The organism is Yersinia sp. LJYL362 (genome assembly GCF_048323875.1).
In genome coordinates, this window is sequence record NZ_JBLWEX010000250.1 from 1 (window position 1) to 21,605 (window position 21,605).

Below are 21,605 nucleotides of genomic sequence, written 5' to 3' on the forward strand. Positions count from 1 at the left end.
TGGTGCTGGATAGCGGCATTATCCGCCATCGGGGTAAAATTCAGGCGATTATTACCAATGCGCAGGCCTATCTGGCAATGGAAGCCAACGGCGAAGATTTTTCGCGTTTTATCTGGGGTTTCGTCGACGGCGAACCCAAAATTAACCATTGGTGGTGTTTGGCGGAATGCCCGGCAACGACGCCAATCTCAGATGCGATGTCTAAAGCCCTCAAAAAAAGAGGTTTTAAGTTTATCGGCTCGACTATTTGCTATGCCTTTATGCAAGCCAGCGGCTTGGTGAACGATCATCTGGCAAGCTGCTTTTGCCACCCGGATAATGCGGTAAAATGATAAGAGCTTACCAACCGGACGATCTTGGTGCCGTGATGCAATTGTGGCTGGCCAGCACTATTGCTGCGCACCCTTTTGTTACCGAGCAATATTGGCACGAGAGCGCCCCGTTGGTGCGAGATACTTACCTTCCCGCGGCCCGCACTTGGGTCTATTTACACCCAAAAACTACGGGTGGTGATAGCCCGATTGCAGGGTTTATCAGCATTCTGGAAGAACAACTGGTAGGGGCATTATTCGTCGCTCAACCTTTCCATGGTAAGGGAATAGGCCACGCCTTGATGAGCTACACGCAACAACACTTCAGTGCCCTGACCCTAGAGGTTTACCAACAAAATCAACGCGCCTACGACTTCTATTGTAAACAGGGTTTTACCGTGGCCGGGAAAACCTATAATGTTGAAACCAAAAACACAATTCTAACTCTGCATTGGCAACGCCCAGTTAACTCACCCCTTCTTTAATTCTCCTTGCATCTGACAAATTTTAATAACCGTATCGAGAGCCCAACCGTATTACCCTATTCCTGAACCTATTTTCCTGTCGGAATCAGTGAGGGATTAATGATGATAAGGATATTTATAACCCCCAAAACAGTTTTAATTTTCTTAATAACATGCTCCCCATTAGTTATTGCCGATAATATTAACAATAGAGAAGTTTGCTTATATTCTAAAGACCAATATCAAGTGGTAGAAATGGAAAGTGCCGGTGCTAAGTCTTACGAACAGGGCCGAACACAACGAGATATCACAGGGAAATTGGGCTGTACATTTATTCCCGCATTAGCGATTTATAATTATGTTACACATAGCCATTGTGATCAGGCAGATAAATTGTGGCGTCAATTATCACATTGGTACTCCGGTGATAATCAAAAAAACTCAATATTAATAGCGGCAAGCACCCCATTACTTGCGCCCCAATCCATCCCACCTGAAAGCAATAATTGCCAAGCCAATCCACTCAGTTTAACCTTAACCAAAATCAATATGCAGTTACATCATCAGGCGCTGACATTACCGGCTACAGCGCGATTTTGTAAAACGTCAATAGAGAATATCCTCGCCGCCCGCTATCCACGCAGCCCTGATGAACACTGCCCTCAGTGGGTATCTGGTGTATTAGCTGATTTTACCCTGCTATTCGGCAATTCTTTGCAGCACTGGACACCAGAGCAACTACAGGATGTTGTCACGCGAATTGATGGGGAACACGCTACAGGCTATGCGGGCACTGATGTGGCCACTGAAGATCATCTGGTCAATGGCGTCCGTGCCATTATCCAACAATTAGGATTGGCAGAAACCACCCGGCAAATCACCCGTGCATTTCAATATGCTCAATTAAACTATGCCAATTATGTCGAGCATAATCTGGATACGGCGGAATCGCCCGCAGCGGCGCAAAACCTTCCATTAGGGGAATATTCACTTTCTCTGCAATCTTATGAATACCCCGCTGAACCACTTACAGCCAGGATTCGTAATAATAATCAATGGGTAACCAGACCTGACTTGCAGTTTACAGTAGAGGTTATTGATGCCAGCACAACAGACAGGTCATCTATTACGCGCGCGCACCAGGTGATGGAGCATTGGTTTAATATTTATCTTTTCACCCCGTTAAACCTCGATCGACAAGACAACCCTGTCACTGATCTTGACCGCACCATCAGCGCAGCACGGACCACCAGCACCTCACTGTTACTCGAACTGGAAAACACGAGCAATGACTATCTGTTTGTGGTGGTACAGCTTGAGGGAGAGATTGTCAGTGTACTAGGTGCGGCCACCGGAAATGCTAACAATGCGTTTTATATTGATGTTTCCGTAACTGATCCCCGTTACGTCCTGACCCCAAATGCAGAAGGAAATGTGCGTGGAGCAGGCACCGCAGCTGTACATGAGCTGGCGCGCTATCTGAAAGAAAAAGGGGGGGAAACATTACGATCCACTGTTATTTCACAGCCCTCTGCCCGCGTAAAAATGAAGCTTGGTTTTCAGCATGATGAACTGTGATCTTTAATTCCTTCCCACTTTTCGGAGAAAAAAGAGAGGCTAGACCATGAAATTTAACATTAAAACTAAAAATTGCATCTTGCTTTTATTAATAACACTATCTTCGCCGATACTCTCTCATGAATTAGACAGAGACTGTACAAAACATAATAAACCTACACTGCTTAATAAGCCATATTTCCTACCGCTTCATCAAACCAAAGTTTGCTTGTATAATGAGGGCGACTTTCAAGGCAAATCAATGTGTTTTTCTCCCGGAGAGGAAATTGATTTTCTCGATCGTGATGATGAAATAATTGAAAATGACACTGTTTCGTCAATTTATATTCCTGATGGCATGTTGGCGACTATTTATAAAAATGACGGCTACAACTTACCTTACTTTAATTTAATAGAATCAATGGGAGAGAGTGATTTAGCCAGTATCTATATGGATAACGAAATCAGTAGTCTTGCCGTAAAAAAGATGCCCCCCCAAGGATGTATTCAACGTTGTGTTATTCGCCAAAGAGTGGCACTGCCATTATCCGAAATTTTCGCCTCGCACTGGAATAATATCACCTACCCAAACAAACAAGTTTTGTTGAGCTTCGATATTAACAACACCAGTGATTTTATGGTTGGTTTACCACAAACGCCTATAATATGGTTATCTAAGAAAGAGGTTATTTTCTTTGGGCGACAAGGTAATGAGCCATTGGTATTTCCTCTCCACCCTGACACCAATCGTTTATCCTTGACATTCCATATTAACAATCACAGCGTAGCCGTAGATTATATGGAGAGCCGCGGAGTTGAACAAATTAACCTTTCACCTATCATCGAAATTAGCTCTGTATCATTGAATGAATTCTTACTGGATTCACAACTCACTATTAATAACAATACAACTCAACCACTGATTATTGACAAAATAGTGATGGCCGCCAATGCTGAATATCCTCATACGTACTCTGGCAGAACAGAACGGGATACTGCCGGAACCTTAGGTTGTACCTTTATTCCTGCGCTGGCGATTTATAATTATATTACTCACAGCCGCTGCAATCAGGGTGATAAATTGTGGGGCAAGGTAACACATTGGTTTTCAGATGATAACAAAGATAAATCGACAGTGATTAGCACCAAGCTATCCTTGCTTGAGCCACTGCCGCCCTTACCCCAAAATAGTGGTAGCCCGACCCTGATTTTAGCCAAAATCGACACCCAATTACATAATCAAGCACTCACACTGCCCGCCACAGCACAATTTTGTAAAACGTCGATGGATAATATCCTCTCCGAGCGCTATCCCCGCGATGTAGATGTAAACTGTCGACAGTGGGTCTCTAGAGTATTAGCTGATTTCACCCTGTTATTTGGCGATTCATTGCGCGACTGGACGCTGGATGTATTACGGCGGGTATTAACACAAATCTTTGAAAATGATACCACCGGTTATGCCCTTAACGACCAGGCGGCAGAAAGCCGCCTTATTAATGAAGTCAGGGAAGTGATGCGTAATTTGGGGGAAGAAGAGACCATCCGCCAAATATCTCAGGCATTCGATTATTCCCGCTTAAACTATGCGCGTTATTTGGTACACAACCCGACGGCGACTGAATCGCCTTCTGGCGCACAGCGCTTACCATTAGGAACCTATTCACTCTCATTGGCCTCTTATCATTATCCCACCACCCAACCTGCCGTTCGAGTATTTGAGAATAATGAGTCGGTGATCCACCCCAATTTATATTTTGATGTCGATATTCTTGATACCACCGTTCCTATTCGGCCAGATATTGGTACGGCCTTTATGGATGATGCCTTAGCTGCGGTGGGCGCATGGTCAGACCTTTACAGCGAAGTCCCCGTCAATTACCACATAACTAATGAACCCTGGGCGGAACATGACCGCACTATCGAAGCCGGGCGGGCAAACAGTTATTCCCTCTATAGCGAATTCCTCGATTCTGATAATGATTATCTGTATGTCGCGGTGAGGCTACAGGGGGATATTGTCAGCCTTTTGGCCGCCAGAAGAGATGAGTCGTTTGAAAATAGTGACGAGAACTACTATATCGAGTTTTTTGCGACTGATCCCAACTATGTGCTGATACCAGACGATGAAGGTAGTGTGCGCGGAGCAGGGAGTGCCGCAATTCACGGATTGGCGCGTTACTTACAACAACACGGGGTGAAAGTGTTACGTTTTCGCGCCCCAAGCCAACCCGCAGCGCGGGTAGCCACAAAAATCGGCTTCTATCATGAGGAGTTTTGATGGTTAAGCTTTCCAGTGATATTTCGCAGCAATATGCGCTTTTCTGTGCTTTTTTACCGGAAAACGCTGCATTCATACTTACCGCGCAACACTATAAGAGTTTTCTTAATGGTATTCACCCCCATTTTACCGGATAACGAGGGCAGATAAATACCAGCAACTTTACTGAATATTGGTAGATGACTTATTAATCCGCTATTGGGCGACGTTATCTACTTTTTCGCGAAATAGAATGCCATTTAAGGGAAAGTTAATGAAAAAACGCATTCTGGCCACGGTGGCCGCCGTTTCTGTCGCGCTGACACTTTCCGCTTGTACCACCAATCCTTATACCGGCGAATCACAGGCCGGATAATCCGGTAGCAAGCAACAGCACCGCCGCCGGTAAAGCGCAGAACCGCCGGGTTGAAATCACCTTGAGCCCACTGTAATTCTTATTATTTCCCTGCGGATAACGCCTGGCGCTTTATCCGCACTCTCTTTCTAGTGGTAGCCATCCGGTCATCATAATTATTCCAACTGAATACGGTAAGTACAGCGCCGGGAGCCGGATAAAATATGTTCCATCCGCTCAACCGGCACGCCCAGAGCTTGCTGAAATACTGATAATTCTGCCCGACAAAACCCCTGGCAGCTGGTGGCGGCGGCACAAATCGGGCAATGATTTTCAATCAACAATATTGAACCATCGGCTTGAGTCTGGCATTCCGCCATGTACCCTTCCTGAGAGCGAATAGCCACCAACCGCTCGACCCGTTCATCAATACTATTGGCCCCTTCCATCGCCTGACAATACAGATCACGCGTTTCCTGCTCACGGGTATCTATCAGTAAATTAAGCGCTTCTTCGCCTAATTTGGTGCGCACCATCCGTAATAACTGCGCCGTTAACTCGCCGTGAGCATCGGGAAAACGCGCATTCCCAGCATCAGTAAGCTGCCAAAGTTGGATGGGCCGCCCGACACCTTTGGCCTGCGCAACAGCCACAACCAGGCCGTCTTTGGCCAATTTTACAAATTGTTGCCGTGCTGCTTCCCCGGTGGAGCCGAGGATCTTACCCGCATCGGTGGCTTGCAAAGGGCCGCGAGTCTTCAGCAACATCAACAGACGCTCAGCAACAGACTGTGGTTGACTGGTAGAATGGTCGATACTCATATCTTCCCCGCTATCATGGGTGCGCTTTCTATTTTAACGAATGATCGTCAGTATAACATTTTACAAGCTTATGCTTGACTTATTATCAGCGACTGACCTAACTTATTCCAAGAATTACCTTGTTTAATTTTATCGTAACAAGGCTTTATCGTAACAACATTACCCACTCAACAACCAGATTTCTGGCAGGATGGAAAACGTGATAATGAATGATGCAAGCCGTTGGAGTGATTTGTTCTCCGGCAAGAATGCGGCTTTTGCCATAGCCCTGTCAGGCGGCGTGGTGTTACACGCCATCAATATTTATATCGCCACCACAATTTTACCGTCGGTGGTGCTCGAGATTAATGGCCTGAATTTGTACGCCTGGAACACCACTTTATTTGTCACCGCATCAATCCTCGGTTCCGCGCTTTCTGCCCGTTTACTCAGTGGTTATGGCGCACGCAGCGCATATTTATTTGCCTCACTGACCTTCATGCTCGGCAGTGCTTTATGCGCCATGGCGCCGAATATGCCGATGATGTTGGTTGGCCGAACCGTGCAAGGTTTAGGCGGCGGTTTTCTGTTCGCACTTTCTTACGCCATGATTAATCTGGTATTTCCACAATCATTGTGGCCAAGAGCAATGGCGCTCATTTCAGGAATGTGGGGGGTGGCAACACTGATTGGCCCAGCAATTGGCGGAATATTTGCGGAAATGAACGCTTGGCGATTTGCCTTCTGGACATTGCTACCCGTGACACTGATTTATGCCATTTTCACCTGGCGTATTCTGCCGAAGGGCAGGTCCAGCACCGCCGTCACCTCGGCATTGCCGGTAACCCAACTGGTGCTATTAACCGCGATTGTCCTGACCATTTCCGCCAGCAGTATTGCCAGCAGTGGCCTGACGAATCTGGTGGGTATCGTGTTGGCAGTCTTACTGTTGGTGCTGCTATTGCGCATAGAATCCCGCGCCACCTCGCGTTTACTGCCGAAAGGCGCGCTGCGCCTTAACTCCCCCTTAGCCGCACTCTATATCACCATCTCTTTACTGGCGATCGGCATTACCTGCGAGATTTTTGTCCCTTACTTCCTACAAACCTTGCACGGCCAATCACCGCTGATTTCCGGCTATATCGCGGCCACGATGGCGGCGGGCTGGACAATTTCGGAGGTCATGAGTGCGGGCTGGAAGAAATCAGGTGTTCGTTGGGCGATTATCAGCGGCCCAATTATTGTGCTGGTAGGGATAGTTGCGCTTGCCATCCTGATGCCCGTAAGTTCACTGGGCGGTTGGCCACATATGGGCCCAATCGCCATTGCGCTGACATTAGTGGGTTTCGGTATCGGTTTTGGCTGGCCACACTTGCTAACCCGCATTTTGCAAGTAGCCGCTGAGGAAGACAAAGATATTGCTGGGGCCTCAATTACCACGGTACAGATGTTTGCCACCGCAGTGGGGGCGGCAATAGCAGGTATGGTGGCGAACCTTTCCGGCCTTAATGCGCCCGGCGGGATCGCCGGTGCCGAAAACACCGCTCACTGGCTATTTACGCTGTACGCCATTGCCCCAGCGCTGGCGATTATCACCGCGCTACGTTGCGCGGCCATTCGCTCGCCTGGCTTTTCGGTTAACAACGCCGCCAGCCACGAAGCATAATAAATAATGAGAGCCAACCTGCCCAAACAGGTTGGTTTTTTAATTGGTCGTAACATTATAAGGGTGATTAGCGCTTGATCCCGCACCGGGAGTTGCTGTTATTCTGGCTTTAAACCTTAATATTAATCCTATTTACCCAAAGTCATTGAGGTTGTGATGAAGCCATCTATCGTGCTGTACAAACGTATTCCTGCCGATCTGCATCAGCGTTTAGAACAATATTTTACTGTGAACAGTTTTGATGGTTTATCTTCGGATAATCAGCCCGGGCTATTATCTGCCCTGCAACAAGCTGAGGGGCTTATTGGTTCTGGCGGTAAAATTGATCAGGCGTTCTTGGAACGCGCACCGGAGCTGCGAGCTGTTTCAACCATTTCTGTCGGTTATGATAATTTTGATGTCGATGCACTGAGAGAGCGCGGAATAGCCTTAATGCACACGCCGACAGTTCTGACCGAAACCGTGGCAGATACTATGATGGCATTGGTGCTATCCACCGCTCGGCGGGTGGTCGAGCTGGCGGAGCGCGTGAAAGCCGGTGAGTGGCAAGACAGCATTGGTGATGACTGGTTTGGCGTCGATGTTCACCACAAAACCATCGGTATTCTCGGCATGGGCCGGATTGGTATGGCGCTGGCCCAACGGGCACATTTTGGTTTCAGCATGCCGGTGCTGTACACCAGCCGCCGCCCACATGAAGAAGCCGAAAAGCGCTTTGGTGCTCGCCGCTGCTCACTCGATACCTTGCTGGCTGAGGTTGATTTCCTCTGCATTACGTTGCCGATGACCGAACAGACTTACCATATGATTGGTCGTGAGCAACTGGCTAAAATGAAATCCAGCGCCATCTTGATCAATGCGGGCCGTGGGCCAGTAGTGGATGAACAAGCACTGATTGCTGCGCTGCAAGATGGCACGATTCATGGTGCGGGCCTGGATGTATTTGAACAAGAGCCTCTGCCAGTCGATTCACCATTACTCAAATTACCTAATGTGGTTGCTGTGCCACATATTGGTTCCGCCACCCATGAAACCCGCTACAACATGGCGGCCTGCGCGGTAGATAACCTGATTGCGGCACTGACAGGCACTGTCACAGAAAACTGCGTCAACCCGCAGGTATTAAAACAAGCATAAATTATTCCACAGGCCTGCTTGCGGGCCAAACCCCCCTCATCCGCTGCCCTCCTCCCTATAAAAACTGCTCAGGGATGAGGCTATTTCTTCGCCATCTGGCACTCTGATATTCATAAAACTTTATACGTTTCTCAGACCCAAGGAAGACGCGTTATGAAATATCTTACGTTCCCTCTGCTACTGGTTTTGTCACCGGCAGTGATGGCGAACTGGTCACTCCCCCATTTCCCGGTGTTTACTGAACAAGATAACGGCGTTTTCCTGAGCAGCAGCGCGCTCACCAAAGGGGAGTATCTTCTTAAATTTCATCAAGATAAACAGTGCTGGCAGCCCACTGGCCCAGTAAAATTGAATCAAACATTTTCGCTGCAACCTTGCCAAAATCAGGCCGATATCCAGTGGAAACTGTTCCGCGATGGCCAATATCAGGTGCGGATTGATACCCGCAGCGGCACCCCCACACTCACTTTGAGCATCAAAGAACCGGTAGCGGAAGCCGTCAAAGTCGTCGCTCACAGTTGCCAGCGCTGGGATGGCAAACCGGTGACAATTGATGTCAGCAAGACCTTCGCTGAAGGCGAAATGGTGCGGGATTTCTACTCTGGCCAAACCACAAAAGTTTCCCTCGGCAAAATCACCCTGCAACCCAGCCCTGAGAGTGGCGGCTTACTGTTATTGGAATCAGCCCAAACCCAGCAAGCTGCGCCCTTTAGTTGGCAAAATGCCACGGTTTATTTTGCCCTGACGGATCGTTTTAAAAACGGCAACCCGGACAATGACCACAGCTATGGCCGCCACAGCGATGGCATGCAGGAAATCGGCACCTTCCACGGCGGGGATCTGGCTGGTCTAACCGAAAAACTTGATTATCTGCAACAGCTTGGGGTCAATGCGCTGTGGATAACCTCCCCGCTGGAGCAAATTCACGGCTGGGTCGGCGGCGGTACCAAAGGTGACTTCCCGCATTACGCCTATCACGGTTATTACGGTCTGGATTGGTCTCGCCTGGATGCCAACATGGGCACCGAACAGGATTTGCATAAACTGGTTGAGCAAGCCCATAAGCGCGGTATCCGCATTCTATTTGATGTAGTAATGAATCATGTGGGATATGCCACTCTGGCAGATATGCAGAGCTACCAGTTCGGCGCGCTGTATCTGCAAGGCGATCAGCTGGAAAAAACACTGGGTAAAAACTGGACGGACTGGACCCCCGGCAAAGGGCAAACCTGGCATAGTTTTAATGATTACATCAATTTCAGTGATAAAGCCGCATGGGATAATTGGTGGGGTAAGAAATGGGTTCGCACCGATATTGGTGATTATGACTCCCCCGGCTATGACGATTTGACTATGTCGCTGGCCTTCCTGCCGGACATCAAAACTGAATCCACCCAAGCCAGTGGTTTGCCGGTGTTTTACCGCCATAAACCCGATACTGCCGCGCGCGAAATTGCCGGTGCCACACCACGTGATTACCTCACTCATTGGTTGAGCCAATGGGTTCGCGATTATGGTATCGACGGTTTTCGTGTTGATACCGCCAAGCATGTCGAGAAGCCCGCCTGGCAGCAACTAAAGCAGCAAAGCGCGGCGGCTCTGGCCGAGTGGAAAGCGGCTCATCCGGATCAGGCGCTGGATAACTTGCCATTCTGGATGACCGGAGAGGCTTGGGGCCACGGGGTGATGAAGAGTGATTATTACCAAAACGGCTTCGATGCCATGATTAACTTTGATTTTCAGGATCAAGCTAAACAGGCATTGACCTGCTTCTCATCCATTGATGGCACATATCAGCAAATGGCCGATAAGCTACAGGGTTTCAACGTGTTAAGTTACATTTCATCCCATGATACCCGGCTATTCTTTAAAGATGACGCGCAACAATCCTTGGTGAAACAGCAACGTGCGGGTGATCTGCTGCTGCTGGCTCCAGGGGCAGTACAAATCTTCTATGGTGATGAGAGCGGGCGGGAATTCGGCCCTACCGGGTCTGATCCGTTGCAAGGAACCCGCTCGGATATGAACTGGAATGAATTGGCAGGAGAAAAAGGTGCGCTGTTGGCACACTGGCAAAAAGTCAGTCAGTTCCGCGCCCGTCACCCAGCGATTGGTGCAGGTGTGCAGCAGTCGCAACAAACCGCTGATTACTATGCTTTTAGTCGCCAACATCAGGGCGATAAAGTCTTGGTAGTTTGGGTCGGAGACAAAAAAGAGTAATCCAGTTTATTATTTTGCAATAACACTCCCTGCCGATATTTTCACTCGGCAGGAAGAATTCTTTCCGCATTGCGTCCGCTTTTATCTGCGAGTATGGTAGCTGTTCACTTACGGATAACAATAAATTTTCATTTATGAAGTTTTCACTTTTCGGCGACAAATTCACCCGCTACGCGGGTATCACCAGACTGATGGACGACCTCAATGATGGCCTGAGGACTCCAGGTTCTATCATGCTTGGTGGGGGTAATCCGGCGCATATTCCTGAGATGGATGCATACTTTCAGCAACTTTGTCAGGACATGCTGGAACGCGGGCAATTAACCGAGGCGTTGTGCAATTATGACGGGCCACAAGGGAAAGATCTGCTGCTAAAAGCACTCGCAAAAATGCTGCGCGATGAGCTAGGTTGGCAAATTGAGCCACAGAACATTGCACTGACAAATGGTAGTCAAAGCGCATTTTTCTACTTATTTAATTTATTCGCTGGCCGCTATGCCGATGGCAACCGTCGGCGGGTATTATTCCCGCTGGCACCAGAGTATCTCGGTTATGCCGACGCGGGCCTCGACGAAGATTTGTTTGTCTCTGCCAAACCCAATATTGAGCTATTGCCAGAAGGGCAATTCAAATATCACGTCGATTTTGAACACCTCAATATTACCGATGATATTGGCCTGATATGTGTCTCACGGCCCACTAACCCGACGGGCAATGTAATTACTGACGAAGAGTTGATTCGCCTGGATGCAATTGCTCAGCAACGTGATATTCCGTTATTGATTGATAACGCTTATGGCGTGCCCTTCCCTGGCATTATCTTTACCGAAGCCACACCGCTGTGGAACCCAAATATCATTCTGTGCATGAGCTTGTCGAAGCTAGGCCTACCCGGTTCGCGCTGCGGGATAGTGATTGCCGATGAGAAAGTCATTTCGGCTATCACTAATATGAATGGCATTATCAGTTTGTCACCGGGGAGTTTGGGGCCAGCGATTGCCGCCGAAATGATTGAGCGTGGTGATTTATTGCGTTTATCCAACGAGGTCATCCGGCCATTCTATTTTGAACGGGTACAGCAAACTATTGCTATCCTGCGCAAATACTTACCGCCTGAACGCTGCCTGATCCACAAACCGGAAGGGGCGATATTCCTCTGGCTGTGGTTTAAAGATTTACCGATCAGCACCGAACTGTTGTATCAACGCCTCAAAAAACGCGGGGTGTTGATGGTGCCGGGCCACTACTTCTTCCCCGGTCTGGAATATGACTGGCCGCATACCCACCAGTGCATGCGGATGAATTATGTCCCGGCACCGGAAGATATCGAAAAAGGTGTGGCGATCCTGGCCGAAGAAATTGAGTTGGCGTATCAGGAAGCAAAGTAAAACAGCCATTCTTAGCTTCAATAACAGAGTAAGAGTGGAGAGAACAGGCCGATCGTAAAGACGCCGTAAACCCTTCCCTGGGGGCTCGAGCCGCGCCATCCTTGGCGCGGACGCTTTACTCTTCGGCCTATCCTTTCCACTTAGTCATTGCCATAGCTGCCGACCAAACCACCCGCTACAGTGTCCAAAACAGCACGGCGAGTATCTGCGGCGACATAATTCGTAAGAACATCGCCAACGGATAAACCGTTGCATAAGACAGTGCCGCAGCACCACTGGTGGGGTGCAAACCATTGGCAAAGGCCAATGCCGGAGGGTCAGTCATTGAACCGGCTAACATGCCGCACAGTGTCAGATAGTTCATTTTGGCTAACATGCGCGCCAAAATACCCACGGTCAGTAGCGGTATGCCGGTTATCATCGCCCCGTAGCCAATCCACGCCAGCCCATCACCATTGACCAGTGTATTGATGAAATCACCGCCAGACTTCAACCCAACCACGGACAAGAACAGCACAATCCCCAGCTCACGCAGCGCCAGGTTAGCACTCGGCGGCATAAACCAATATAGCTTGCCGATGCTGCCAATACGCCCAAGGATAAGCGCGACCACTAGCGGGCCCCCCGCCAAACCTAAACGCAGGGCAGCCGGGAACCCCGGAATAAAGAGTGGGATTGACCCTAACAGCACCCCTAGACCGACGCCAATAAAGACCGGAAGCATTTGAACTTGTTGTAGTTTTTGCTGCGCATTGCCTACGACAGCGGATACGGCCTCAATAGATTCCGGACGACCGACCAGATTAAGAATGTCACCGAATTGCAAGCTGGCACTATTGCTGGCGACCAACTCAATCCCGGCACGGTTTAAACGGGTGATCGCCACGTCATACTTTTGTTTCAGATTAAGGTCACGGATTTTTTTACCTAGCACAGCCTCGTTAGTCACCACCACGCGGGCGGTTTGCAATGCTGTGCCGGCCGTAGACAAGGTAACATCAACCTCTTCCCCGACCACCAGCCGCACTTTCTCCAAAGCTTCGCGCTGCCCGACCAAATGCAGATAGTCACCCAGTTCAATCACGGTGGCTGACAACGGCACCATCAGCAAGTCACCGCGTTTCAAGCGGGAACAGACCACCTCATCACTGTTCAGTAGCGGCACATCCTGTACGGATAACCCATGCAGATTAGGGTTACGCACCGCCACGTTCATAGTTTGCAGCAACTCACGGTTCTGCCCGTGACTGCTATCAAACTCTTTTGCTTCACGATCGACGTTGATTTTAAAGAATAAACGGATCAACCACATCACCAGCAAAATACCGCAAATGCCGAACGGGTAGGCCATGGCATAACCCATCCCCATTTGGCTGACCAATTGAGGTGGCGAGCCTAAATCAGTGAGGATTTGCTGTGCTGCCCCCAGAGCCGGGGTGTTAGTTACCGCACCTGAAAATACGCCCAGAATGATAGGCAGTGGCACCGCAAACAGTTTATGGATAATCGCGGTCACTAGCCCGCCGACAATCACCATCAGAATGGCAAAGCAATTAAGCCGCAACCCCGAGACCCGCAGTGAGGAAAAGAAGCCCGGCCCCACCTGAATACCAATCGTGTAAACAAACAGAATCAGGCCAAATTCCTGAATAAAATGCAGCATGTCTCCATTAAGAACCAGCTCGTAAGTTTGTGCAAAATGGCCCACGATAATGCCGCCAAATAGCACCCCGCCGATACCTAACCCCACACCATAGACTTTCCAATTACCGATCCATAACCCCAATACGGCGACCAGCGCCAACATACTGACGGTAAGGGCGATAGCACTCATAAATCACTTCCTTGCCTAAGTTTAAAAACCGGTCGGCCATCCGAATTATCATTAATGTCATACATGGCCTTAAATTCTTATAATTAGTAAGGATTCTGTCAGAAGGAGAGCAAAGTGAATGTGGGATGCACCACAAAATACACCGGAGAGCGGGGAATCTCTCCGGTGAAAAAACAAACACGGAAAAGTTTAATACTAAAAGGACAAAACAAGGAGAGGGTAATCTTTACCGATACCCCGGAGTGGGGTACCGGTCATCATAATTACTGCTGTTCAGATTGCTCGGTTGCAACCGGATTATCTAATACTTGGCGCTCTTGGGGAGCGGCACTGCCAATGCTGATACGCTGTGGTTGCAGTGCTTCTGGTACCTGGCGCAACAGGTCAATGTGCAGCAGGCCATTTTCAAATTGAGCATTATCAACATTCAGATGCTCTGCCAGCGTAAAGGTCAGCGAGAACTCTTTACGCACCAGGCCTTGATGCAGGTATTCAACCTGTTTTTCAGCCGGTGTTGGCTTACCGCGAACAGTCAAACGCGGGCCTTCCACTTCAATATCCAGTTCGCTCTGTTTAAAACCGGCCAATGCCAGTGAGATGCGATAATGGTTATCGTCAGTTTTCTCAATATTGTATGGCGGGAACCCCTGAGAATCCTGACCGCCTTGCATTGAGCTGGCTAATTTATCAAAACCAATCCACTGACGAAGTAAAGGTGACAAATCATAATTACGCATATATAACTCCTTCTTTGAAGCGAGATAATAGAAAGCCGATCAGTCCCCGATTACGGCAGACTTGGCTCAGTTATGAATAAGGTGACTCATTCACATTATTAAAAAAACATTTACTAACCTAATTACTTAATTTCAATACGGCGTGGTTTTAAACTTTCAGGAACTAAACGCTCAAGGTCGATATACAACAAACCATTCACTAAATTGGCACCTTTAATTTTAATGTGCTCAGCCAACTGGAATTTACGCTCAAAATTGCGCTCAGCGATACCTTGATATAAATAAGTCCGCTGTGCAGGTTCACTGGCACGAGAACCACGAATAATCAACATGTTATCCTGTGTGACGATATCCAGTTCCTGCTCTGAAAAGCCTGCCACCGCGATCGCAATGCGGTAGTTGTTTTCATCAACCAATTCGACGTTATAAGGAGGATAGCCGCCATTACTTTGGCTCTGGCCGGATTCTAATAGATTAAACAACCGGTCAAAACCGATAGCTGAACGATACAGTGGTGCAAGCTCTGAATTACGCATAAAAACTGCCTCCTAAATATATTAGCAAGGGTGTTATCCTATTTTTTATTAAGCCTTCCACTCTGGACAGGCTGTTGGTCTGAATACCCTGTCGGCGTATTCTCTCTGACCTGATAATAAAATGAGGTCAGCTATCTTCTTTTCAAGAGCAAAATCAAAAAAAATTCACAAGAAAACTCTCAATAAGAATTTTATTTAATGTAATTATTCGATAAATGCTTTGCTATAACTTAGACTTAAGTGGAATTTTTATCAAAATTGAATGTTTGACTCTAGCCGCCGTCTGTAAGAGAGTGTAAAAAAACAAGACAAAAACTGACACTGGTGTCGTGTTAATCGCTGTAACTTGTTACTCCCCGGTATAATGAGAGCTGAATACAACAATGAAAAACACAGTTATCCCTTTTGTTACCGGCTGTTCGCTACTGTTATCCAGCGGTTGTTCCAGTATTATGACACACACCAGCAGCAGCCAGGGTTACTACTCCGGCACTGAAGCCAATGTGGCGATGCTCAAAGATGATAATACGGGCTGGGCACTGCGGCCTTTACTCGCGGTGGACTTACCTTTCTCAGCGGTGATGGATACCCTGCTTCTGCCGTATGATTACTTGCGGTCCGACAGCGAAGATAAAATGACTAACTCCCCACGTGAGCGCATCCGCCAGTCCGAGGCGCAGAATCAATCAGCAGCTCACCTTACAGACACGCCAGCACCATAAGTTAGTCTACATTGACGGTAAAGATTTGCGCTAAGCCGTCAATTTCCCGCATAAAGGCAACTTTAGTGCCATCAGGTGAAAAGACCACCGCATCCGCCATGGGTGCAACAGCACTCCGCGCGGTCAATCGCCGCAATTGGCCAGTTGTACTATTACACTGCATCACACTGTTATCACACACAAATGCCAGGCTGTGTCCTTGTGGGTGCCAACTGAATGCCGACTGAATCCCTCCCTCCGTGAATGTCAGTTGCCGTGGTTCACCCCCATTTGGTGAAACCAACCACAACTGCACTACCCCCTTATCATCTTTCATTAAACAAGCAATGGCACTGCCGTCGGGTGAAGTCCGCAGCCAATGCCGTGGGCTGGTCGCCAGCCCTGGGAAACGCCGCTGCGCGGTAAAGGTTAATCGCCTTTGACTGACGCCCGCGGGGGGGGCTGGCAAGGTGGTTTGGGTTCCCTCAAGTGGCTCTTCACCCGCACGGGCATAATCCCGGTCATGCTCAGGCAAATCAGCAATAAAGATTTCTGGAATTTTTTCGCCCTGCGCTGAAAGCGTGTCGCCAATAAATGCCAATGCCCAACGCTGGCGAGTACCGTCCGTTTTCAAATAACCCTGCGAGCCAATCCAACCCTCTTCATAAGCACGGTTTATTTGGTCACTGCCCGCCAAGGGCGTGGGGGTGGTTCGAGTCACCAACACACAGAAATGGCTGCCATCATATTCACGCGGATGTTGCTTAGGCGGATTGACTCCATGCAGAGGCAAGGCCACCCCCACATTGCGGCAATCCAGAGCGGGGTCTTGTTCGTGCAGCACATGGTCGTTATAGGTAAAACTCAGGCGGCTGCCATCGGGGCTGAAAACATGCACATGACTGCCCCCACGCAGCGCGCCGGGAGTAAAGGGTGGCGTAATATCCATGGCATCCAATGTGACCGCCAGTTCTCTGTCCAGCTCAGTGACAATCACTCCTCGCCGGTGATGGAAATCATAATGCCAGTGACTATCTGGGTGTTCTGGGCCATGAATAAACACATAGCGTGCTGGCTTATCAGGGCTCACGGTCACCACACCGACATGAGCACCATGCTGAGCGCGATAAATAACTTCAATCTCACCGGTGATGCAATTAACCCGCTCAATGGTTAAACCACTAAACGTACTGCCATTAGGCCGCACATCATATGCCAGCCATTGACTGTCCGGCGTCCAAACATTGATATTGGTGAGCTGATGCCCTCTGGGATCAAAGGTAAGTTGCTGTTCCTGCAAGGCCATACGCGCTCCTCTCGTGATTATGCTGACGATAATTCATTTTGCTGAATTATATCACCCCCACTTCCCATTAATGTAAACCCAGTCCGCAATAAACGATGGTGTTTTAGAAAAAAAAGTCTAATATGGATTTTTTATTCCAAATAAAAGTTCCCTATGCTCAGCCAATACCAACCCATTGCCGATGCGATAGCCACACTTTTTTCTCCTTATGCGGAAGTGGCCCTCCACGACTTAGCCAGCCAAAAGCTGGTTTACATCGCTAATAACTATTCACAGCGCGAATTAGGGGAAGACTCCAATCTCAGCGATCTGCAATTTGATCAGCATTCGCACGTGATTGGCCCTTACCAAAAGCGCAACTGGGATGGCCGCCAACTGCGATCTATCAGCACTGTGCTGCGGGATGATAATGGGCAACCTGTCGGGCTGCTGTGTATCAATCTGGACATTACTGTCTTTGAAAGCGCGAAAGCGGCACTGGATATGTTCCTGTCAGGCCAACAATTGCAACCGCAACCTGATGTGCTGTTCCAGGATGACTGGCAGGAGCGCATCAATACTTACACCCACCACTGGCTACAACAGCAAAACCTCACACTGGCGACATTGAACAATGTTAGCCGCCGAAAGTTAATTGAAGCGCTTTATCAGCAAGGGGCATTTAACGGCAAAAATGCCGCCGGTTATGTTGCAAAAATCCTTAATATCGCCCGCGCCACCGTTTATAACCAATTGAAAAATATAAAAAACGATAAAATTTAAAGGAACCGATATGAACACCTTATTCGATGCTATCAAAGAGGCCCACCAGGCATTACGCCCACAGGTGAGAGTGACCCCACTGGAATATAGCCCATTGCTGTCCCAGCACAGTGGTTGTGACATTTATCTTAAATGTGAGCATCTACAGCACACCGGTTCTTTTAAATTTCGCGGAGCCAGTAACAAGCTGCGTTTATTGACTGACGAGCAACGCCAACGCGGCGTGATCACCGCGTCTACCGGGAATCATGGGCAAGCCATGGCACTGGCAGGGAAACTAGCGGGGGTTAAGGCCACCATTTATGCGCCAGAGCAAGCGGCGGCCATCAAATTAGAGTCTATTCGCGCGCTGGGCGGAGAGGTTGAGCTGGTTCAAGGGGATGCATTAAATGCAGAACTGGCGGCCGGTCGTGCCGCGCAACAACAGGGTAAAATCTATATCTCCCCTTATAACGATAGGCAGATTATTGCCGGACAAGGGACTTGTGGCATGGAGATGGTTGAACAACAACCTAGTCTGGATGCGGTATTTGTGGCGGTCGGCGGCGGCGGATTGATTTCCGGTATTGCCACTGTGTTGAAAAAACTCTCTGATAAAACACAGATTATTGGCTGTTGGCCGGCCAACGCCACCAGTATGTATACCAGCTTGGAAAACGGCCAAATTCAAGAAGTGGCGGAACAAGAGACCCTGTCTGATGGCACTGCCGGTGGCGTGGAACCGGGAGCAATAACCTTTGCGCTTTGCCAGCAATTAATTGATCAGAAAGTGCTGGTGAGTGAACAGGAAATCAAAGATGCCATGCGTTTGATTGCCCATACTGACCGCTGGATGATTGAAGGCGCAGCCGGTGTCGCCCTGGCGGCGGCACTCAAGCTGGCACCACTTTGGCAAGGTAAAAAAGTGGCCGTGGTGCTATGCGGAAAGAATATTGTGCTGAAAAAGTATCTGGGAGCAGTCAGCGAATGATTATTTTGAATAAGCAGCAAATTCTCGACAAGTTCGATGCTGATACCGTCACATTGCTACTCAAAGAAGGGTTTATCGCGTTTAGTCAAAAACAGGTGCAAATGCCACCGGTGCAGCATTTGCTTTTTGAGCACGCACAGGGTGATTGTTGTATTAAAAGTGGTTATTTGCAGGGCGACAGCCAATTTGTAGTGAAAGTCTCAAGCGGTTTTTATCATAATCCGGCTCAAGGGTTGGCCAGTAATCAGGGGCTGATGATGGCATTTTCTGCCCAGACCGGTGAACTACAAGCCCTATTGCTTGATGAGGGCTGGCTAACTGCACTGCGAACAGCATTGGCTGGGCGCATTGTGGCCGAGATCTGTGCGCCACAACATATCCGCGCCATCGGTATCGTCGGCACAGGTATGCAAGCGCGATTGCACCTGATGTACCTGAAAAATGTCATTTCATGCCGCCAGCTATGGGTGTGGGGCCGCAGTGAAACCGCATTAGAAGAATACCGCCAATATGCTGAAGAAGAAGGTTTTGACGTCACTACCACCTTGGACGCTGCGGAGTTAGGGCGTCACTGCCAGTTTATTATCACCACCACCCCAAGCCGAGAGGCTATTTTGCACGCTGCTGATATCCAGCCCGGTACACACATTACCGCCGTCGGAGCAGATGGTGCAGGTAAACACGAACTGGCCCCTGAGTTAGTGGCAAAAGCCGATAAAATATTGGTGGATTCATGGGCACAGTGTACTGAATTTGGTGAAATTTCATCCGCATTTCAACAACAACTATTGGCGCATCACACCTTAACCGAGATGGGTACAGTTTTAGCTCAGTGCGTACCTTTCAGAGACAATGATCAGCAGATTACCTTAGCGGATTTAACCGGATTAGGGATTCAGGATGTGCAAATAGTGAAAGGGATTCTGGGGTAACGAAAGGGGGGTTTTTAGATTCTCTCTGTTGACCTTGAGCGCAATCAGGAATATTGCCGACAAAGTTTACAGGCCGAATGAGCCGCATGGACGCGGCGAAAGGTGCTGTCGAGCTGGGAGCGAGTCAGCACCGATTCGATTAGCCGGTAAGCTGCCGGAGGGTATGGCGAAGCCACAATATTTCGCGCAAGCCGCAGGTGCAGGAGGGCCGGCCAGCCCTCTTGCTCGGTTGAGGCATAACGGTCGGCAATAGCAACAAATCGAATATCAACCGAAACCTGATCCGATCAGCAAATCAATGAACCACTGCATCAGTTAAATATCACAGCACATACTTCTCAATAGCCATTGCCACACCATCTTCACTATTGGTGCCCGTCACAAACTGCGCTATCTCTTTCAGTTCGGGAATGGCATTGCCCATCGCAACACCAACGCCGGCGTAATTAACCATCGCGATATCATTACCCTGATCGCCCAGAGCCATAATATTTTCCTGTGCGATACCTAAATGGTCAGCCAGCATTTTCACCCCCGTTCCCTTATCAACTCGTTTACTCAAAATTTCCAGGTAAAAAGGGGCACTTTTCATGATAGTGAAACGCTCAAAAGCTTCAGCTGGCATCATCGCTAAGGCGTGATCCAGTTTTTCTGGCTCATCAATCATCATCACTTTCGGGAAACGCAAAGTGGGATCCATTTCCTCTACCGCACAGTGTTTCAATGGAATACCGGTCAGCAGTACTTCATGCTGGGTATATTTACTGATGTCTTTGTTAGCAGTATATAAAGTATCAAAATCAAAAGCCTGGAAACTGACCCCCATTTCTCGCGACAAAGCTTCGAAATAAAAATAATCCTCGAAGCCGAGGGTTTCCTGCAAAATACACTCACCTGTAGCCGCTTTTTGTACTAATGCGCCGTTATTACTGATGCAATAATCGCCACTGTTTTCCATATTCAGTTCGCGTAAATAACGCTGGACCCCGATATAAGGCCGCCCTGTGGCCAGTACCACGCAGACCCCTTTCGCCCGGGCAGCATCAATAGCCTGCTTTACTCGTGGGGTAATTTCATGCTGCGTATTCAGCAACGTGCCGTCCATATCGATAGCGATTAATTCAATAGCCATAGGTCCTCACATTTGTATAGCGAATGGCTAATGCTAACGCGATTCAGCGCTCAAATGCTAGTAAGTCAGTGTATTGCACAAATGCCATCAGCCGTCATCAGCCAAAAAAAAGCCCAGTAGCAGTCACCCGCTCTGGGCTTTCCTATCTGATCAATAAGTTATCTGATCAATTAGATATCGATATTTGCTGCTCGCAACGCATTCTCTTCGATAAAGGCACGACGAGGTTCAACCGCATCGCCCATCAGAGTGGTAAACAACTGGTCTGCCGCAATGGCGTCTTTCACCATCACCCGTAGCATACGGCGGCTGGTTGGATCCATCGTGGTTTCCCACAGCTGCTCTGGGTTCATTTCACCCAGACCTTTATAGCGCTGAATTGCCAGACCACGACGCGACTCTTTGACTAACCAGTCCAGTGCATCTTCGAAGCTTGAAACCGGCACACGGCGCTCGCCACGTTCAACAAAAGCACCTTCTTCGATTAAGCCGCGCAACTTGTCGCCCAACAGACAGATCTTGCGATATTCACCACCG

General features: G+C 48.7%; 19 protein-coding genes and 3 pseudogenes. 15 read left to right on the plus strand and 7 right to left on the minus strand.

Annotated elements, in window-relative coordinates:
* The 7 genes and pseudogenes from ACNSO8_RS14575 to ACNSO8_RS14605 all read left to right on the plus strand — a co-directional run.
* Positions 1-332, plus strand: a 332-nt coding sequence (locus tag ACNSO8_RS14575; RefSeq protein ID WP_418395061.1) for a DNA-3-methyladenine glycosylase I, incomplete at its 5' end; no start/stop codon positions are given.
* Entirely contained in the window at positions 329-796 is a 468-nt protein-coding gene (locus tag ACNSO8_RS14580; RefSeq protein ID WP_418395062.1) for an N-acetyltransferase, read from the plus strand. The genes ACNSO8_RS14575 and ACNSO8_RS14580, both read left to right, overlap by 4 nt.
* Before the next feature lie 234 nt (positions 797-1,030).
* On the plus strand, positions 1,031-2,353 hold the full coding sequence (locus tag ACNSO8_RS14585; RefSeq protein ID WP_418395063.1) for a GNAT family N-acetyltransferase: 1,323 nt from the start codon (positions 1,031-1,033) through the stop codon (positions 2,351-2,353).
* A 241-nt stretch (positions 2,354-2,594) separates the two neighbouring features.
* Positions 2,595-4,613, plus strand: a complete 2,019-nt coding sequence (locus tag ACNSO8_RS14590) for a GNAT family N-acetyltransferase (RefSeq protein WP_418395064.1) — start codon at positions 2,595-2,597, stop codon at positions 4,611-4,613.
* Entirely contained in the window at positions 4,613-4,750 is a 138-nt protein-coding gene (locus ACNSO8_RS14595; RefSeq protein ID WP_418395065.1) for a hypothetical protein, read from the plus strand. Before ACNSO8_RS14590 ends, ACNSO8_RS14595 begins: the two co-directional genes overlap by 1 nt.
* A 116-nt stretch (positions 4,751-4,866) precedes the next feature.
* A pseudogene (locus ACNSO8_RS14600) lies at positions 4,867-4,965 on the plus strand (OmpA family lipoprotein); the annotation flags it as partial.
* Positions 4,961-5,044, plus strand: a pseudogene (locus tag ACNSO8_RS14605) (OmpA family lipoprotein); the annotation flags it as partial. The pseudogenes ACNSO8_RS14600 and ACNSO8_RS14605, both read left to right, overlap by 5 nt.
* 79 nt (positions 5,045-5,123) lie before the next feature.
* Here ACNSO8_RS14605 and ACNSO8_RS14610 read toward each other — a convergent pair.
* The gene (locus tag ACNSO8_RS14610; protein ID WP_418395066.1) at positions 5,124-5,768 is read right to left on the minus strand and encodes a helix-turn-helix transcriptional regulator; all 645 of its coding nucleotides are present in this window, start codon (positions 5,766-5,768) and stop codon (positions 5,124-5,126) included.
* Positions 5,769-5,973: 205 nt separating this feature from the next.
* Here ACNSO8_RS14610 and ACNSO8_RS14615 point away from each other — a divergent pair, with 205 nt between their 5' ends.
* The 4 genes from ACNSO8_RS14615 to ACNSO8_RS14630 all read left to right on the plus strand — a co-directional run bounded on the left by ACNSO8_RS14615 (position 5,974) and on the right by ACNSO8_RS14630 (position 12,158).
* Positions 5,974-7,413 carry an MFS transporter gene (locus ACNSO8_RS14615; protein WP_418395067.1) on the plus strand — a complete coding sequence of 480 codons (1,440 nt, stop codon included), beginning with the start codon at positions 5,974-5,976 and terminating at the stop codon, positions 7,411-7,413.
* Between the two features lie 156 nt (positions 7,414-7,569).
* Positions 7,570-8,550, plus strand: coding sequence for a glyoxylate/hydroxypyruvate reductase GhrB (gene ghrB, locus ACNSO8_RS14620; protein WP_418395068.1), 981 nt, complete (start codon positions 7,570-7,572; stop codon positions 8,548-8,550).
* 153 nt (positions 8,551-8,703) lie between these two features.
* The gene (locus tag ACNSO8_RS14625) at positions 8,704-10,770 is read left to right on the plus strand and encodes an alpha-amylase (RefSeq protein ID WP_418395069.1); all 2,067 of its coding nucleotides are present in this window, start codon (positions 8,704-8,706) and stop codon (positions 10,768-10,770) included.
* 134 nt (positions 10,771-10,904) lie between these two features.
* Entirely contained in the window at positions 10,905-12,158 is a 1,254-nt protein-coding gene (locus ACNSO8_RS14630) for a valine--pyruvate transaminase (RefSeq protein WP_418395070.1), read from the plus strand.
* Positions 12,159-12,333: 175 nt separating this feature from the next.
* On the opposite strand, the gene ACNSO8_RS14635 is transcribed toward ACNSO8_RS14630, so the two are convergent.
* The 3 genes from ACNSO8_RS14635 to ibpA all read right to left on the minus strand — a co-directional run bounded on the left by ACNSO8_RS14635 (position 12,334) and on the right by ibpA (position 15,265).
* Complete coding sequence (locus tag ACNSO8_RS14635; protein ID WP_418395071.1) at positions 12,334-13,992, minus strand: putative transporter; 1,659 nt, start codon at positions 13,990-13,992, stop codon at positions 12,334-12,336.
* A 263-nt stretch (positions 13,993-14,255) separates the two neighbouring features.
* Positions 14,256-14,729, minus strand: a complete 474-nt coding sequence (ibpB, locus tag ACNSO8_RS14640) for a small heat shock chaperone IbpB (RefSeq protein WP_418395072.1) — start codon at positions 14,727-14,729, stop codon at positions 14,256-14,258.
* A 122-nt stretch (positions 14,730-14,851) separates the two neighbouring features.
* Complete coding sequence (ibpA, locus tag ACNSO8_RS14645; protein ID WP_418395073.1) at positions 14,852-15,265, minus strand: small heat shock chaperone IbpA; 414 nt, start codon at positions 15,263-15,265, stop codon at positions 14,852-14,854.
* A gap of 383 nt (positions 15,266-15,648) precedes the next feature.
* Between ibpA and ACNSO8_RS14650 the strand changes: the two genes are divergently transcribed.
* The gene (locus tag ACNSO8_RS14650; RefSeq protein WP_418395074.1) at positions 15,649-15,987 is read left to right on the plus strand and encodes a YceK/YidQ family lipoprotein; all 339 of its coding nucleotides are present in this window, start codon (positions 15,649-15,651) and stop codon (positions 15,985-15,987) included.
* A gap of 1 nt (position 15,988) precedes the next feature.
* Here the strand turns inward: ACNSO8_RS14650 and ACNSO8_RS14655 are convergent, their stop codons facing one another.
* Positions 15,989-17,272 (minus strand): DUF3748 domain-containing protein, encoded by a 1,284-nt coding sequence (locus ACNSO8_RS14655; protein ID WP_418395075.1) that lies wholly within the window; start codon positions 17,270-17,272, stop codon positions 15,989-15,991.
* 153 nt (positions 17,273-17,425) lie between these two features.
* Here ACNSO8_RS14655 and ACNSO8_RS14660 point away from each other — a divergent pair, with 153 nt between their 5' ends.
* The 3 genes from ACNSO8_RS14660 to ACNSO8_RS14670 are packed head-to-tail and all read left to right on the plus strand — an operon-like array spanning position 17,426 to position 19,936.
* Positions 17,426-18,034, plus strand: a complete 609-nt coding sequence (locus ACNSO8_RS14660) for a helix-turn-helix transcriptional regulator (protein WP_418395076.1) — start codon at positions 17,426-17,428, stop codon at positions 18,032-18,034.
* A 10-nt stretch (positions 18,035-18,044) separates the two neighbouring features.
* Positions 18,045-19,004 (plus strand): threonine/serine dehydratase, encoded by a 960-nt coding sequence (locus ACNSO8_RS14665; RefSeq protein WP_418395077.1) that lies wholly within the window; start codon positions 18,045-18,047, stop codon positions 19,002-19,004.
* A complete protein-coding gene (locus tag ACNSO8_RS14670) occupies positions 19,001-19,936 on the plus strand; it encodes an ornithine cyclodeaminase family protein (RefSeq protein WP_418395078.1) in 936 nt (311 codons plus the stop codon). Before ACNSO8_RS14665 ends, ACNSO8_RS14670 begins: the two co-directional genes overlap by 4 nt.
* A 322-nt stretch (positions 19,937-20,258) precedes the next feature.
* Here the strand turns inward: ACNSO8_RS14670 and yidA are convergent, their stop codons facing one another.
* Complete coding sequence (gene yidA, locus ACNSO8_RS14675; protein WP_418395079.1) at positions 20,259-21,068, minus strand: sugar-phosphatase; 810 nt, start codon at positions 21,066-21,068, stop codon at positions 20,259-20,261.
* A 170-nt stretch (positions 21,069-21,238) separates the two neighbouring features.
* A pseudogene (gene gyrB / locus ACNSO8_RS14680) lies at positions 21,239-21,605 on the minus strand (DNA gyrase subunit B); the annotation flags it as partial.